Origin of the sequence: Microbispora sp. NPDC049633, assembly GCF_040675265.1 — a bacterium.
Classification (GTDB): Bacteria; Actinomycetota; Actinomycetes; order Streptosporangiales; family Streptosporangiaceae; genus Microbispora; species Microbispora maris.
This window is the reverse complement of the sequence record NZ_JBFAOO010000100.1, coordinates 1-13,948: the sequence shown is the minus strand read 5'-3', so window position 1 is coordinate 13,948 and position 13,948 is coordinate 1. Positions and strand designations below refer to the sequence as shown.

The window sequence follows — 13,948 nt, the reverse complement described above, 5'->3', positions numbered from 1 at the left end:
AACTGCCGTCGCACCACAAAGAGCCTTTTATGTGAGGCCACAATGCGCATATCGCGGAGAGCAAGCTCCGCTATCCGCGCTGTGCATGGTTCCAGCAGTTTCAGAGGGAGATGCATGTGGAGTTTCGCCTGCTAGGAGCCCTCGAAGTCACGGAGGGTGGGCAACGGCTCGACCTCGGGGGGGTGCGGCAGCACACGGTCCTGGCCGTGCTGCTGCTGGAGGCCAACCGCCCGGTCGCCGTCAGCCGTCTCATGGAGGCCATCTACGGGGACGACCCGCCCGCCACGTCCCGGGCCCAGGTGCAGATCTGCATCTCCGCCCTGCGACGCCTGTTCGCCGCCCACGGCCAGGATCAGATGATCGTCACGCGGTCCCAGGGATACGCCTTCCGGACCGACAGCGAGCAGATCGACATGCACCGCTTCGAGAGGCTCGTGCTGAAGGCGCGGCAGGCGCGCGACAACCGGGACGCGGACGAGGCCGTCAAGCATTACCGTGAGGCGCTGTCCCTCTGGCGCGGGCCGGCGCTCGAGGGCATCGAGAGCAGGATGGTCCAGGCGGCCGCGAGCTGGCTCGACGAGGAGAGGCTCGCCGCGAACGAGGACTGCGTCCAGCTCGAACTCGACCTCGGCCGGCACCACGAACTGGTGACGGAGCTGCGCAGGCTCGTGGAGGAGCACCCGCTCCGCGAACGGCTGCTCGGCCAGTTCATGACGGCGTTGTACCGTTCCGGCCGGCAGGCGGAGGCCCTGCAGGTCTACCGCGACGCCCGGCGGATGATGATCGACGAGCTGGGCATCGAGCCCAACGAGCGGCTGCAGCAGCTCGAACACGCCATCCTCACCGCGGACGAGAGCCTCCACGCGCCGCCGGAGCGGGAGAGCGCGCGGATCGCCGTGGCCGAGCCCGCCGTCCCTCCCCCGGTGCCCGGCATGCTCCCCTCGGGGATCGCCGACTTCGTCGGCCGGCACGGGCACCTCGACGAGATACGGCGCCGTCTGACGCAGGTCTCCGACGGCATGGCGCGCTTCGCCGTGCCGATCATCGCGATCGCCGGCCGCGCGGGCATCGGCAAGACGACCATCGCGGTCCACGCCGCGCACAGCGTCGCCGACCACTACCCCGACGGTCAGCTCTTCGCCCGCATGCACGGCGGGGTCTCCCGCCCGGTCAGCCCGATGCAGGTGCTCGAACGGTTCCTGCGCGCCCTCGGGGTGCCCGGCACCGCGCTCCCCGACGGCCTCGAGGAGCGGGCGGAGACCTACCGCACGCTGCTCGCGGACCGCAGGATGCTGATCGTGCTGGACGACGTGGGCAGCGAGAGCCAGGTCCTGCCGCTGCTGCCGGGCAACCCCGCCTCCGCCGTCATCGTGACCAGCCGCAGCCGCCTCGTGGGGCTGGCCGGGGCCACCCACATCGACGTGGACCTGTTCGACTCGGCCCAGTCGGTGAACCTGCTCGCCCAGGTGGCCGGCGGCGGGCGGGTGGCGTCGGAGCAGAGCTCCGCCGAGGCCCTCGCCGACCTGTGCGGCCACCTGCCCCTGGCCCTGCGCATCGCCGGCGCGCGGCTGGCGGCGCGACCGCACTGGAGCGTCGAGCAGCTCGTCGACCGCCTCAGGGACGAGACGCGCAGGCTCGACGAGCTGATGCACGGCGAGATGGGCATCCGGGCCAGCCTCTCGCTCACCTACGACAACATCAGCCAGGAGGCGCGGCGGCTGCTGCGGCGGCTGGCGATCCTCGACTCCCACGTGTTCTCCGTGTGGACCGGCGCGGCCCTGCTCGACCAGTCGTTCGCCGAGGCCCAGGACCTGCTCGACAACCTCGCCGACGCCCACCTCGTCGAGGTGACGGTCGGCCGGGGGAAGCACACCCAGTATCGGTTCCACGACCTCGTCAAGGTGTTCGCCCGCGAGCGCCTGGCCGCGGAGGAGCCGGTGGCGGAGCGGAAGGCCGCGTTGTCCCGGGTGCTCGGCTCGCTGCTGTCGCTGACGGACGCGGCCAGGGCGCGGGAGTTCGGCTCGGACGTGCTCGCCCGCAAGGAGGGCCCGATCCCCCAGCCGCTGCCGGAAAGGCTCGTCGAGCAGCTCGTCGCCGAGCCGATGGCGTGGTTCGAGCGCGAGCGCCACCTGCTGGTCTCCGGCATCCGGCAGGCGGCGCAGGCGGGCTTGGTGGAGCTGTGCTGGCGGCTCGCCGCGAACGCCGCGATGTTCTTCGAGTCACGGGTCTACCTGGACGACTGGCGGGAGACCCACGAGCTCGCGCTGGAGGCGGCGCGGCAGGCCGGGGACCTGCGCGGCCAGGCCGAGATGCTGTACACCATCGGCTCACTGTCGTTCAGCGAGCAGCGGTTCGACGACGCCAGGCGCGAGCTGGAGGCGGCGGTGCGACTGTTCGAGGAGGTCGGCGACGAGCTCAGGATCGCCCTGGCGATCCGCAGCATCGCGGTCCTGGAACGCATCAACGGGCGGTTCGCGGAGGCGGTCGCCAACTACGAGAAGGCGCTGCGGGTGTTCCACAACGCGGGCGACCACGTCTCCGCCGCGCACACCCTGCACAGCCTCGCCCAGGTGCGCCTCGACTGCGACGACCTCGACAGCGCCAAGGCGCTGCTGTCCGAGGCGCTGACGCGGAGCAAGGCCGGAGGCGACCGCAGGGTGACGGCGCAGGTGCTGCACCGGATGGGGCAGGCGCATCTGCAGGCGGACGAGTTCGGCCTGTCCGCCGGCGCCTTCGAGGAGTCGCTGACGGTCGTGCGGGACATCGGCGACTCCATCGGCGAGGCGTTCGCCCTGCACGGCCTGGGCGTCGCCCGGCTGCGCCAGGGCAGGATCGCCGAGGCCGGCGAGACGCTGAACGAGGCCCTGCGGCTCGCGACCAGCTCGCGGCACCGGCTCGCGGAGGCCCGCGTGGTGTCCGGGCTCGGCGAGGTCGCCATCGCGAACGGCGAGAACGACCAGGCCGCGGCGCATCTGCGCAGGGCGGCCTCCCTGTTCCGCGGGATGCAGATGCCGCTGCTCGAAGCGCAGACCCTGATCATGCTGAGCGACGCGCTGTACGCCACGGGCGACTACGACGAGGCCGACGACGCGATGACCCGCACGCTCGACCTCGCGGACCGGATCGACCCGCGCGCCGGGCGGCAGGTGCGCGAGCGGCTTTCCCGTACGCGGCCGGGCCGCCCCGACGTCCGCGGCGGGCTGCGGATCTCGGACGGCCTGGGACCGGTGGTCAGGACCTGACCTCGCACTCTGGGAGGTGCCGCGGCCCCCGGCGGTTGCGATGCTGTGAGGGCAGCCAGCAGGCAGCCAGGACGCCATGCGCGCCATCGTGGACGTTTGGGGAGGACACCGTATGAGTGGCAATCACCCCGGCGAGCTCGTTCTCCCGGTCATCGAGGCCAAGGTCGCCGAGATCTGGAAGCAGGTGCTCGACGTGCCGGACGGAAGTGAGGACGCGACCTTCTTCGACCTGGAGGGCGAGTCGATCGCCGCGGTCCGCCTCGTGTCCCGTATCGAGGAGGAGCTCGGCGTCAGCGTCGACGTCGGCGACCTCTTCGAGGAGGACCCGAACCTCGACGCGCTGGTCCGCATGGTCGCGGGGAAGGCGGCGGTCTCGCCCGCCGCGTGACCGAACCGGCGTGTCGTGGCCGGAGGCGTGCTCCACGCCTCCGGCCTTTCCGTCTGCCCGGGCCTCTGTCCCGCGCGCACGCCGTAAGCGGTGGGTGGACTCCGGGCACACGTACGAGACGGTCCCGCGGCACGCCGTTGGGCCGCGGAACCGTCTCGGCGGAGGGGGTGTGGTCTAGATGTAGAAGGTGCCGGGCTCCTGGCCGCACAGCACCCGGCCGTAGAGCTCGGTGTTGGTGTTGGGGTGCATCAGCGCGTGCAGGTTCACCGCGGTGATGTCACGGGCGATCCGCTGGATCGGCACCTGGGTGTAGATGGAGGAGCCGCCGCTGGCCATGGCGAGGACGTCCGCGGCCTCCTTGCCCAGCCGGCACACCGCGCCCATGTCCGCGCGCGCCCTGGCCCGCTCCTCCAGCGTCCACTGCTCGCCCGTCACACCCTTGCCGTCCACCAGGCCGGTCAGGCGCTGGGCGTGGAACTCCGCCTCGTCGATCTTGAGCGACGCCTCCGCCACCTGCAGGTGGGTCAGCGGGGCCTCGCTCTGGCTCTCGTAGTGCGTGTAGGTGATCTTGCGGTTGGGCAGGCGCTCGAAGAACGCCTCCCTGGCCGCCCGGGCCAGGCCGATCACCGTGCCGACCGAGGACGCGGAGGCGACCGGCAGCAGCGGCGTCCGGTAGATGGGGCTGGCGGCGTTCAGCTTCGACGCGTACTGCCCCATGAGCACCGCGGGCAGCGGAAGCACCCGCTCGGCCGGGATGAACACGTCCTGGGCGACCGTGGTGACGCTGCCGGTGCCCCGCAGGCCGGAGGTGTGCCAGTCGTCCACGATCTGCAGGTCCGACATCGGCACCAGCGCCATGATCGGCATGGGCTCGCCCTCGGGGCCGACCTGGATCGCCACGATCTCCTGCCAGTGGCTGTGCCAGGCGCCGCTGACGAACCCCCACTTGCCGTTCACCACGACGCCGCCGTCCACCGGGGCGGCCATGGCGGTGGGGCTGAGCGTGCCGCACACCCGCACGTCCGGCGTCGAGAACACCTCGTCCTGCACCTCGTCGGGGAACAGGCAGGCCATCCAGGTCGGGATCCAGTAGACCGAGGCCGTCCAGGCGGTGGAGCCGTCGGCCCGCCCGAGCTCGGCCGCCACTTCGAGGAGGGTCCGAGTGTCGCACTCGTAGCCGCCGTAGCGGGCGGGCACCCGCATCTTGAAGATACCGGCGTCGGCCAGGGCCTCGATCGACTCGTCGTGGATCCGCCGGTTCTCCTCCGCCCAGTCCGCGTGGCCGCGCAGCAGCGGCAGCAGTTCGGACGCGCGCCGAACCAGTTCCTCCCGTGTCGGAACCCCGGTCGTCAACATCGTTTCCTCCTCGTGCCGTCGGCGCTGAAGCCGCTCCTCGCGTCCCAGCTCACGGCACATGGGGCGGGCAGGGCGCTCGCCCCCACGACGCGCCAATGCAGTGCGACGCAGTGCAGTGCGATGCAGTGCAGTGCCGTGCAGTGCCGTGCAGTGCGATGCAGTGCGGTGCGGTGGCCGCCGCTGGGTCTCCTCGACTGTCGCACCGGCCCCGCGGGCGGCACACCTTTCTGGTTGCGCAGCCCGGCCGCGCCGTCCCGGGGCGGGACGTCACCGGCCGCCGCCGGTGGCGCTCCGGGGGACGCGGCTCAGGCCGCGAGCGCGCCGGCCGGTGCCGGGTGCTCCGCGCCGCCCCCGCCGACGATGCGCGCGCGGCCGTGGTTGCCCTTCGTGAGCAGGTCGGCGAGCAGCTGCCCGCCCTCCGGGTCGCGCAGCGCCGCCGCGGCGGCGGCCAGATCCCGCGCCACCGCGTCCAGGACCGCGGCGACCGGCTCGGCGTTCTGCCGGAGGATGTCGCACCACAGGCCGGGAGCCCCGCCCGCGACCCGCGTGATGTCCCGCAGGCCCGGCCCCACCAGGGAGAGCGTGGTCTCGTCCGCGCCGGCGAACCTCGCCGCCAGCGCCGCCGAGACCAGGTGCGGCGCGTGCGAGCTCGTGGCGACGGCCAGGTCGTGGACGTCCGGCGCCAGCAGCCGGTGCTCCGCTCCGCACGCCGCCACCAGTTCGGCCACCACGCGCACCGATCGCAGCGACGTCGTGGGAAGCGGGCAGAGCGTCCACGGCCGTCCGGCGAACAGGTCCGCCCGGGCGGCCAGGGGACCCGACGCCTCCGCGCCGGCCATCGGGTGCCCCGGCACGTACGCGGTGAGGTCGCAGCCCGCCCGCTCGACCTCGGCGACGACGCGGGCCTTGGTGCTCGCGACGTCGGTGTAGACGGCGCCGAGCCCCCTGGCCTGGGCGTCCCGCAGCACGGCGGCCACCGTGGACGGCGGCGTGGCGACGACCACCACGTCCGCCGCGGGCGCGCCGGGGGTCAGCGCGACGCCCGCGCCCATCCGCTCGGCGGCGGCCACCGCGTGCGGGTCGCGGTCGGACAGCGCGACCTCGACGCCCGCCTTGCGCAGCGCGAGCGCGGCAGAGGCGCCGATCAGACCACAGCCGATGATCGTGACGCGGCGAATCGACGACGAAGTCATCATGCCTCTCCCTTGGTGCGATTACGGATCTCCGCATCGGCAATCTCGCGCGTTTGCGTGGCACCGGCCAGACAGGGCGGCGTCAGCAAGATGCCCGGGCGGTACAGCTTCCTGCCAGCCCTCGTCCCGGCCGGGGAGAACCCTTGGGATGACAATTCTCCTGACCTCCAGTCAATTCACCGGCGAGAGATCCGGCTGCCACGAGGGGACCACGGCCGGCTCTTTCCCGTACGGGCCGGCGTTGGCAGGAAACGGCTATCGGCGGGCAACATGCTGCCTTTCATTCGCCTTGTTGGCGACTTACGCCGGGCCGCACAGTTTTGCCATGAAAAACATTTCGCGGTTTCCCCGCACCCTTTCCGCGACAGGCGGGACGACGTGGGATCGGCCGTCCCCCCGCGTTCACTCATGTCGTTCCCGCGCAGGAGACGCCTCGACGAACGCCGCCGGGAGCGCGTGATGGTCGCCCTGGTCACCGGCGCCGCCGGCGGCATCGGAGCCGAGGTCGCCCGGGTGCTCGCCGAGGACGGCGTGCCGGTGGCGGCCGTGGACCGCGACACGGACGCGCTGCGCACCGTCGTCGGCAAACTGGTCGCCGACGGGCTGGAGGCGGTCGCGTTCGCCGCGGACGTCACCTCGGCGGCGCGGGTCGAGGCGGTCGTGGACGAGGTCGAGCGGCGGCTCGGCCCGATCGACCGGCTGGTGAACGCCGCGGGCGTGCTGCGCGTGGGCGAGGTCAGGACGCTGTCGGACGACGACTGGGCCGCGACGTTCGCGGTCAACGTCACCGGCGTCTTCCACGTCTCGCGGGCGGTGGTGAACAGGATGGCGCCGCGGCGGGCCGGCGCCGTCGTCACCGTCGCCTCGAACGCGGCGCACACGGCCCGCGTCGGAATGTCCGCCTACGGCGCTTCGAAGGCGGCGGTGACGATGTTCACCAAGAACCTGGGCCTGGAGGTCGCCCGTTACGGCATCCGCTGCAACGTGGTGGCGCCCGGCTCGACGGACACTCCGATGCTCACCGCGCTGTGGCACGACGGTGACGGCCACCGGGCCTCCATCGAGGGCGCCCCGGACCTCTATCGCACCGGAATCCCGCTGAGAAAGATCGCGCGACCGGCCGACATCGCGGAGGCCGTCGCGTTCCTGCTCTCGGAAAGAGCCGGTCACATCACCATGCAACACCTGACGGTGGACGGCGGCGCGACCCTCGGCGCCTGATAACGAAATCTACAAATCACGGCACACAAGAGGATTTCGATGGCAGGAATTCCACAGATCGCACCGTATTCCATGCCGGAGGCCGGAGAACTGCCGGGGAACACGGCGTCCTGGACGGTCGATTCGAGACGGGCCGTGCTGCTGCTGCACGACATGCAGAACTTCTTCCTGGAGCCGTTCCCCGCGGGCCGGCCTCCGGTGGTCGACCTGGTGGGCAACGCGACGGCGCTGCGGAACCGGTGCGCCCGCCTCGGCATCCCCGTGGCGTACACGGGACAGCCCGGGAACATGACGGAGGAGCAGCGGGGGCTGCTCAGGGAGTTCTGGGGCCCCGGCATGACGGCCGAGCCGTCCCACCGGGACATCGTCGCCGCGGTGGCGCCCGCCCCCGGCGACTGGCTCTTCACCAAATGGCGCTACAGCGCCTTCCACAGGACCACGCTGCTGAGCCGGATGCGGGAGAGCGGCCGCGACCAGCTGATCCTCGCGGGGGTGTACGCCCACGTGGGCATCCTGATGACCGCGGTCGACGCCTTCACCAACGACATCCAGCCCTTCCTGGTGGCCGACGCCATCGCGGACTTCACCGCCGCCGACCACCGCATGACGCTCGACTACGCCGCCCGGCGGTGCGGTGTGACCGTCACGACCGAGCAGGTGCTGGCGGACCTCTCCGCGGCGCCGGACCTTTCCCCCACGCCGGGCCTCGCCCCGGTGCCGGGCCTTTCCTCGAGTTCGGAGGGACAGCGATGACGGCCGAACGACTCCTCGACAAGGTGCTCTCCCCGGATCCTCCCGCCTTCGCGCTGCTGCACCGTGCGGGGGCCGGCCGCCGGGGGCTGCTCGACATCCTCGTGGGCGACATGTCCGCGGTCGGGACGCTCGACGAGCTACCCCTTCCCGACGGTCCCGACGGTCCCGACGGCCCCGGCGGCTCCGAGGGCTCCGCCGGGGAGGCCCGGCACGAGACGCTGGCCGTCATCCCCTTCCGGCAGATCACCGAGCGGGGCTTCACCGTGGTGGACGACGACGAGCCGCTGCTGGCGATGACGATCGCCGAGCAGGGGACGCTGCCGCTCGCCGACGCGCTGCGGCTGATCCCCGACGCGCCCGTGGTCGCCGGCGGCCGCCGCGTGGACCTGGACGACGACGAGTACGCGGCCGTGGTCCGCAAGGTGATCGAGGAGGAGATCGGCCACGGCGAGGGCGCCAACTTCGTCATCAAGCGGTCGTTCACCGCGGAAATCTCCGGCTACTCCGTGCGGAGCGCCCTGACGTTCTTCCGCCGGCTGGTGGAACGCGAGGCGGGGACGTACTGGACCTTCGTCATCCACACCGGCGACCGCACGTTCGTCGGCGCCTCCCCGGAACGGCACGTCAGCCTGTCCGGCGGCGTCGCGACGATGAACCCGATCAGCGGCACCTACCGCTACCCCGCGTCCGGCCCGACCCTGCCGGGGCTCATGGACTTCCTCGCCGACCGCAAGGAGGCCGACGAGCTCTACATGGTGGTCGACGAGGAACTCAAGATGATGGCGCGCATCTGCCACTCCGGCGGGCGTGTGTCCGGGCCGTACCTGAAGGAGATGGCCAGGCTCGCGCACACCGAGTACTTCATCGACGGCCACACCAACCGCGACGTACGCGAGATCCTGCGCGAGACGCTCTTCGCGCCCACCGTCACCGGGAGCCCGCTGGAGAGCGCCTGCCGGGTGATCAGCCGCTACGAGCCGGAGGGACGCGGCTACTACAGCGGCGTCGTCGCGCTCATCGGCAGGGACGCCGACGGCGGCCGCACGCTCGACTCCTCCATCCTCATCCGCACGGCGGACATCGACAGCGAGGGCCGGGTGCGGATCGCGGTGGGCGCCACCCTGGTGCGTCACTCGGACCCGCTGTCGGAGGCGGCGGAGACGCGGGCCAAGGCGGCCGGGCTGCTCGACGTGCTCTGCATGGAGCCGCCGGCGCGCTTCGCCGACCACCCCGACGTGCGCCGGGCGCTCGACGCCCGCAACGACACGATCGCCGGCTTCTGGCTGCGGGAGGACGAGGACCGGGTCCAGTGGACGCCCGGCCTGATCGGCCGGCGGGTCCTCGTGGTGGACGCCGAGGACAACTTCACCTCGATGATCGCCCACCAGCTCCGGTCGCTCGGCCTGCACGTGACCGTACGGCGGTTCGACGAGCCGTACCCGCTGGACGGCCACGACCTGGTGGTCCTCGGCCCCGGCCCGGGCGACCCCCGCGACGTCGCCCATCCCAAGATCGCCCATCTGCGCGAGGCCGTACGCCGGCTGCTGCGGGAGCAGCGTCCCTTCGTCGCGGTGTGCCTGAGCCACCAGGTGCTCAGCACCGCGCTCGGGCTGCCGCTGGTGCGCAGGCCCGTGCCGAACCAGGGCGTTCAGCGCGAGATCGACCTGTTCGGCCGCCGGGTCAGGGTCGGTTTCTACAACGCGTTCGCCGCCAGAGCCGACGCCGACGTCGTCGAGATCCCCGGACTGGCCGCACCCGTCGAGGTCTGCCGCGACCCGCGCACCGGAGAGGTGCACGCGCTGCGCGGCCCCGGGTTCGGCTCGATGCAGTTCCACGCCGAGTCGGTGCTCACCGAGAACGGCGTGTCCATCCTCCGCGACGCCATCGTCGCGGTGCTCGACCGGCTGCCGGTCCACCAGTGAGACCGGACCACCAGGGAGACCGGACCACCAGTGAGACCGGACCACCAGGGAGACCGGACCACCAGGGAGAACAGTCCAGCAGTGAGGGGCAGGAGATGACGACCGTACTGATCGCCGGCGGCGGCGTCGGCGGCCTCGCCGCGGCCATCGCCGTCGCCGGCCAGGGGCACCGGGCCGTGGTCCTGGAACGGCGCGAGGAGTTCACCGAGATGGGGGCCGGCATCCAGATCGCCCCCAACGGCTTCCGCGCGCTCGACCGGCTCGGCGTCGGCGGCGAGGTCCGCGCCCTCGCCGTCCACATCGAGGAGCTGCGCTTCATGGACGGCACGACCGGCGAGCGCGTGGCGGGCATGCCGCTCACCGAGCGCTACCGCGCCCGGTTCGGCGGCCCGTACGCCGTGGTGCAGCGGATGGACCTCTACGGCCCGCTGCTGGCGGCCTGCCGCGAGTCGGCCTGGATCGAGCTGCGCGCGGGCAGTCACGTCGTCGGCTACGAGCAGGACGCGGACGGCGTCAGCGCGGTCCTCGCGAGCGGCGAGCGGGTGCGCGGCGGCGCGCTGATCGGGGCCGACGGCATCCGCTCGGCGGTGCGCGCCCGGCTCGTCGGCGACGGCGACCCGCGGGTGTCCGGGCACACGATCTACCGGTCGGTCATCCCCATGGACCGGGTGCCCGAGGACCTGCGGTGGAACACCGTGACGCTGTGGGCCGGCCCCGGCTGGCACTTCGTCCACTACCCCATCGGCGGCGGCAGGTTCCTCAACCTCGCGGCCACCCGCGACGACGGCGCGCGGCACGTGGTGACGGGCCGGCCCGTCCCCCGCGAACGCGTCCTCGGCGAGTTCCCCGGGCTCGGCGACACCGCCGCGCGCCTCCTGCGACTGGGCGAGGAGTGGAGGGAGTGGGTGCTGTGCGACCGCGACCCCGTGGACGACTGGACCGACGGCCGGGTGGCGCTGCTCGGCGACGCGGCGCACCCCATGCTGCAGTACGCCGCGCAGGGCGCCTGCATGGCCCTGGAGGACGCGGTCCTGCTCGGCGAGCTGCTCGACTGCGGCGCCGACGAGTTTCCCCAGCGCTTCGAGAAGTACAACGCCCTGCGGCGGGCACGCACCGCGGCGGCGCAGATCGTCGCCCGTGAGATGGGCCGCGTGCTGTACCACCCGGCCGGCCCCGGCGCGGTCGCCAGGAACCGGATGCTGGCCGCGCTGTCCGAGGACGAACTGCACGACAAGGTCTCGTGGCTGCACGGCGCCCGGGACTTCGTCGAAGCCCTCCCCCTGAGCTGAACCGACCTGAGAGAGGAAACCCCTGATATGTGCGGCATCGCCGGCTGGGTGAGTTACGCGAGCGATCTGACCGGGCAGACGGAGACGATCTCCGCCATGACGGCCACTCTGGAATACCGGGGCCCGGACGCGGGAGGCGTGTGGACATCTCCCCGCGCCGCCCTCGGGCACCGCAGGCTGGCGATCATCGACCTGGAGGGCGGGCGGCAGCCGATGGCGGCCGGCGACGAGGCCCTGCCGGTCATGACGTACAACGGCGAGGTCTACAACTACCGGGAGCTGCGCGTCGAGCTCGAGGCCCTGGGCCAGGAGTTCCGCACGTCGAGCGACTCGGAGGTGGTGCTCCGCGCGTACCTGCAGTGGGGACCGGCCTTCGCCGAGCGGCTCGACGGCATCTTCGCCCTCGGCATCTGGGACCCCCGCACCGAGGAACTGCTGCTGGTCCGCGACCGGATGGGGGTCAAGCCGCTCTACTACTACCCGACGCCCGACGGCCTGCTGTTCGGATCGGAGCCGAAGACGATCCTCGCCCACCCCGAGGCGGAGGCCGTCGTGGACGCCGACGGGTTGCGGGAGATCTTCAGCATCGTCAAGACGCCGGGCCACGCGGTGTTCCGCGGCATGTACGAGGTCCGCCCGGCCACCGTGATGCGCTTCTCCCGCGACAGCGCGTCCGAGGAGTGCTACTGGCGGCTGGAGGCCCGCGAGCACACCGACGACCTGGCCACGACGGTCGTCACCGTGCGCCGGATGCTGGAGGAGATCGTGGAGCGGCAGATGGTCGCCGACGTCACCGTCGGCACACTGCTGTCCGGCGGCCTCGACTCCAGCGCCATCACCGCGCTCGCCGCCCGCGTGCTCGCCCGCAAGGGGGCCGGGCCGCTCAAGGCGTTCTCGGTCGACTTCCAGGGGCACGAGACGCGGTTCCAGTCGAACGTCCAGTGGGAGGACCCGGACACGCCGTTCGCGATCGAGGTCGCCGAGCACGTGGGGGCCGAGCACATCATCGTCGAGCTGGAGAACGCGCAGATCCTCGACCCCGAGGTGCGCGAGGCCGTCCTGCGGGCCCAGGACCTGCCGGTGTCCACCGGCGACATGGAGTATTCCCTGCTGGTCCTGTGCCGGGCGCTGAAGGAGCGCATGACGGTGGCCCTGTCGGGGGAGGCGGCCGACGAGCTGTTCGGCGGCTACACCTGGTTCCACGACCGCGAGGCCGTCGAGTCCGACACCTTCCCCTGGCACCACCCGTTCGAGAAGGCCGGCGGGATCGGCGCGCTGCGCGCGGTCGGCCTCTGGGACCGGCTTGGGCTCGGCGAGTACGTCAAGCGGCGCTACACCGAGGCGCTGGAGGACGTGCCGCGGCTGCCCGGCGAGACCGGTCTGGAGGCGCGGATGCGGGAGCTCACCTTCCTCAACCTCACCCGGTGGGAGCGCTTCCTGCTCGACCGCAAGGACCGGGTCAGCATGGCCGCGAGCCTGGAGGTGCGCGTTCCGTTCACCGACCACCGGCTGGTCGAGTACGTCTACAACACGCCCTGGGCGATGAAGACCTTCGACGGCCGGGAGAAGAGCCTGCTGCGCGCCGCCATGCGCGGGGTGCTGCCCGACTCGGTGCTGGACCGGAAGAAGAACCCCTACCCCTCCACGCAGGACGAGAAGTACGAGGTGGCGCTGCGCGAGCGGATGGAGGCGATCCTCGCCGAGCGCGGCCCGGTGCTCGACCTGGTGTCGGAGTCCGAGGTGCGCATGCTGCTCGACGCGCCCGTCGGCACGTACGCCATGGGCGGGCCCTGGAGCGCCCGCGCGGTCATCGAGAGGCTGATCGAGTTCAACACCTGGGTCCGGATGTACGGCGTGCGCGTCGAGCTGTGACGACGGTTCGACGACAAGGAGCGGATGACGACGAGGAGCGAACCTCCCGGGACGGCCGTGACGCGGCCGTCCCGACGGCGTTTTGCGTGGCGTTTCGCGGCGGCGTCGACGGCGCTGTTCGAACGGGGTCCGCGGCGGCGGGTGCAGGAGGCGCGGCCGTGACGCGGCCGGTCGGCGGCGTTCACGGTGCTGTTCCAATGGGGGTCCGCGGCGGCGGGTTCAGGAGGCTGCGAAGAAACGGCGCAGCACCGGCGCGAGCGCGGCGGCCGTCTCCGCGTGGTACCCCCCATCGCACACAGGGTCCGCCTCGGCACGGCGATCCCCGCCACCGGCAGAACCCGCCCCGCCATGGCGATCCCCGCCGCCCGCGGGAACCGTCTCGGGGTGGTCCCGCCCACCGGCGGCACCTGCCAGGAGCCGCAGCCGGGCGCACGGCAGGACGCCGGCGAGCGCCCGCGCCGCGCCACGCAGGAACGCCGGGCCCCCGGCCCGGCCGGTCACGAGCACGGGCGCGGTGACGCAGGCCCAGCGGTGGGCGGGCAGCGGCGCGCCGGACATGGTCGCGCCCATCACGGCGCCGTCGTAGACGAGGGTGTGCGCGGCGGCCTCGAACTCGGGCCACGCCGGGGAACGCCGGTGCACGGCGACGCGCTCGGCGGGCAGGCCCGCCGCCCGCGTCAGGAAGAACTCGACCGCGTCCCCCCGCCGGCCG

General features: G+C 72.4%; 9 protein-coding genes and 1 pseudogene. 7 read left to right on the top strand and 3 right to left on the bottom strand.

The annotated features are described in order from the left end of the window. Window positions 1-116: 116 nt before the first annotated feature. The gene (locus AB0J39_RS24080; RefSeq protein ID WP_363468397.1) at window positions 117-3,242 is read left to right on the top strand and encodes a BTAD domain-containing putative transcriptional regulator; all 3,126 of its coding nucleotides are present in this window, start codon (window positions 117-119) and stop codon (window positions 3,240-3,242) included. Between the two features lie 112 nt (window positions 3,243-3,354). Further along, complete coding sequence (locus AB0J39_RS24075; RefSeq protein WP_363468396.1) at window positions 3,355-3,630, top strand: acyl carrier protein; 276 nt, start codon at window positions 3,355-3,357, stop codon at window positions 3,628-3,630. A 174-nt stretch (window positions 3,631-3,804) separates the two neighbouring features. On the opposite strand, the gene AB0J39_RS24070 is transcribed toward AB0J39_RS24075, so the two are convergent. Then, on the bottom strand, window positions 3,805-4,986 hold the full coding sequence (locus AB0J39_RS24070) for an acyl-CoA dehydrogenase family protein (protein WP_363468394.1): 1,182 nt from the start codon (window positions 4,984-4,986) through the stop codon (window positions 3,805-3,807). Between the two features lie 305 nt (window positions 4,987-5,291). Further along, on the bottom strand, window positions 5,292-6,182 hold the full coding sequence (locus AB0J39_RS24065; protein WP_363468392.1) for a prephenate dehydrogenase: 891 nt from the start codon (window positions 6,180-6,182) through the stop codon (window positions 5,292-5,294). A 405-nt stretch (window positions 6,183-6,587) separates the two neighbouring features. Between AB0J39_RS24065 and AB0J39_RS24060 the strand changes: the two genes are divergently transcribed. The 5 genes from AB0J39_RS24060 to asnB all read left to right on the top strand — a co-directional run bounded on the left by AB0J39_RS24060 (window position 6,588) and on the right by asnB (window position 13,236). Then, window positions 6,588-7,400 carry a 2,3-dihydro-2,3-dihydroxybenzoate dehydrogenase gene (locus tag AB0J39_RS24060; protein WP_363468390.1) on the top strand — a complete coding sequence of 271 codons (813 nt, stop codon included), beginning with the start codon at window positions 6,588-6,590 and terminating at the stop codon, window positions 7,398-7,400. Window positions 7,401-7,439: 39 nt separating this feature from the next. Next, window positions 7,440-8,153 (top strand): isochorismatase family protein, encoded by a 714-nt coding sequence (locus AB0J39_RS24055; RefSeq protein WP_363468388.1) that lies wholly within the window; start codon window positions 7,440-7,442, stop codon window positions 8,151-8,153. Continuing rightward, window positions 8,150-10,075, top strand: coding sequence for an anthranilate synthase family protein (locus AB0J39_RS24050; RefSeq protein ID WP_363468386.1), 1,926 nt, complete (start codon window positions 8,150-8,152; stop codon window positions 10,073-10,075). The genes AB0J39_RS24055 and AB0J39_RS24050 overlap by 4 nt, the downstream gene beginning before the upstream one ends. A gap of 95 nt (window positions 10,076-10,170) precedes the next feature. After that, window positions 10,171-11,364 carry an FAD-dependent monooxygenase gene (locus tag AB0J39_RS24045; protein ID WP_363468384.1) on the top strand — a complete coding sequence of 398 codons (1,194 nt, stop codon included), beginning with the start codon at window positions 10,171-10,173 and terminating at the stop codon, window positions 11,362-11,364. Window positions 11,365-11,391: 27 nt separating this feature from the next. Beyond that, on the top strand, window positions 11,392-13,236 hold the full coding sequence (gene asnB, locus AB0J39_RS24040) for an asparagine synthase (glutamine-hydrolyzing) (protein WP_363468382.1): 1,845 nt from the start codon (window positions 11,392-11,394) through the stop codon (window positions 13,234-13,236). A gap of 219 nt (window positions 13,237-13,455) precedes the next feature. Here asnB and AB0J39_RS24035 read toward each other — a convergent pair. Further along, window positions 13,456-13,948: pseudogene (locus AB0J39_RS24035) on the bottom strand (hypothetical protein); the annotation flags it as partial.

Bases quoted from the DNA above. Each gene is read 5' to 3' on its own strand.
- AB0J39_RS24055 (WP_363468388.1), top strand. From the start codon at position 7,440: ATGGCAGGAATTCCACAGATCGCACCGTATTCCATGCCGGAGGCCGGA.
- asnB (WP_363468382.1), top strand. From the start codon at position 11,392: ATGTGCGGCATCGCCGGCTGGGTGAGTTACGCGAGCGATCTGACCGGG.
- AB0J39_RS24075 (WP_363468396.1), top strand. From the start codon at position 3,355: ATGAGTGGCAATCACCCCGGCGAGCTCGTTCTCCCGGTCATCGAGGCC.
- AB0J39_RS24065 (WP_363468392.1), bottom strand. From the start codon at position 6,182: ATGATGACTTCGTCGTCGATTCGCCGCGTCACGATCATCGGCTGTGGT.
- AB0J39_RS24070 (WP_363468394.1), bottom strand. From the start codon at position 4,986: ATGTTGACGACCGGGGTTCCGACACGGGAGGAACTGGTTCGGCGCGCG.
- AB0J39_RS24045 (WP_363468384.1), top strand. From the start codon at position 10,171: ATGACGACCGTACTGATCGCCGGCGGCGGCGTCGGCGGCCTCGCCGCG.
- AB0J39_RS24050 (WP_363468386.1), top strand. From the start codon at position 8,150: ATGACGGCCGAACGACTCCTCGACAAGGTGCTCTCCCCGGATCCTCCC.
- AB0J39_RS24060 (WP_363468390.1), top strand. From the start codon at position 6,588: ATGTCGTTCCCGCGCAGGAGACGCCTCGACGAACGCCGCCGGGAGCGC.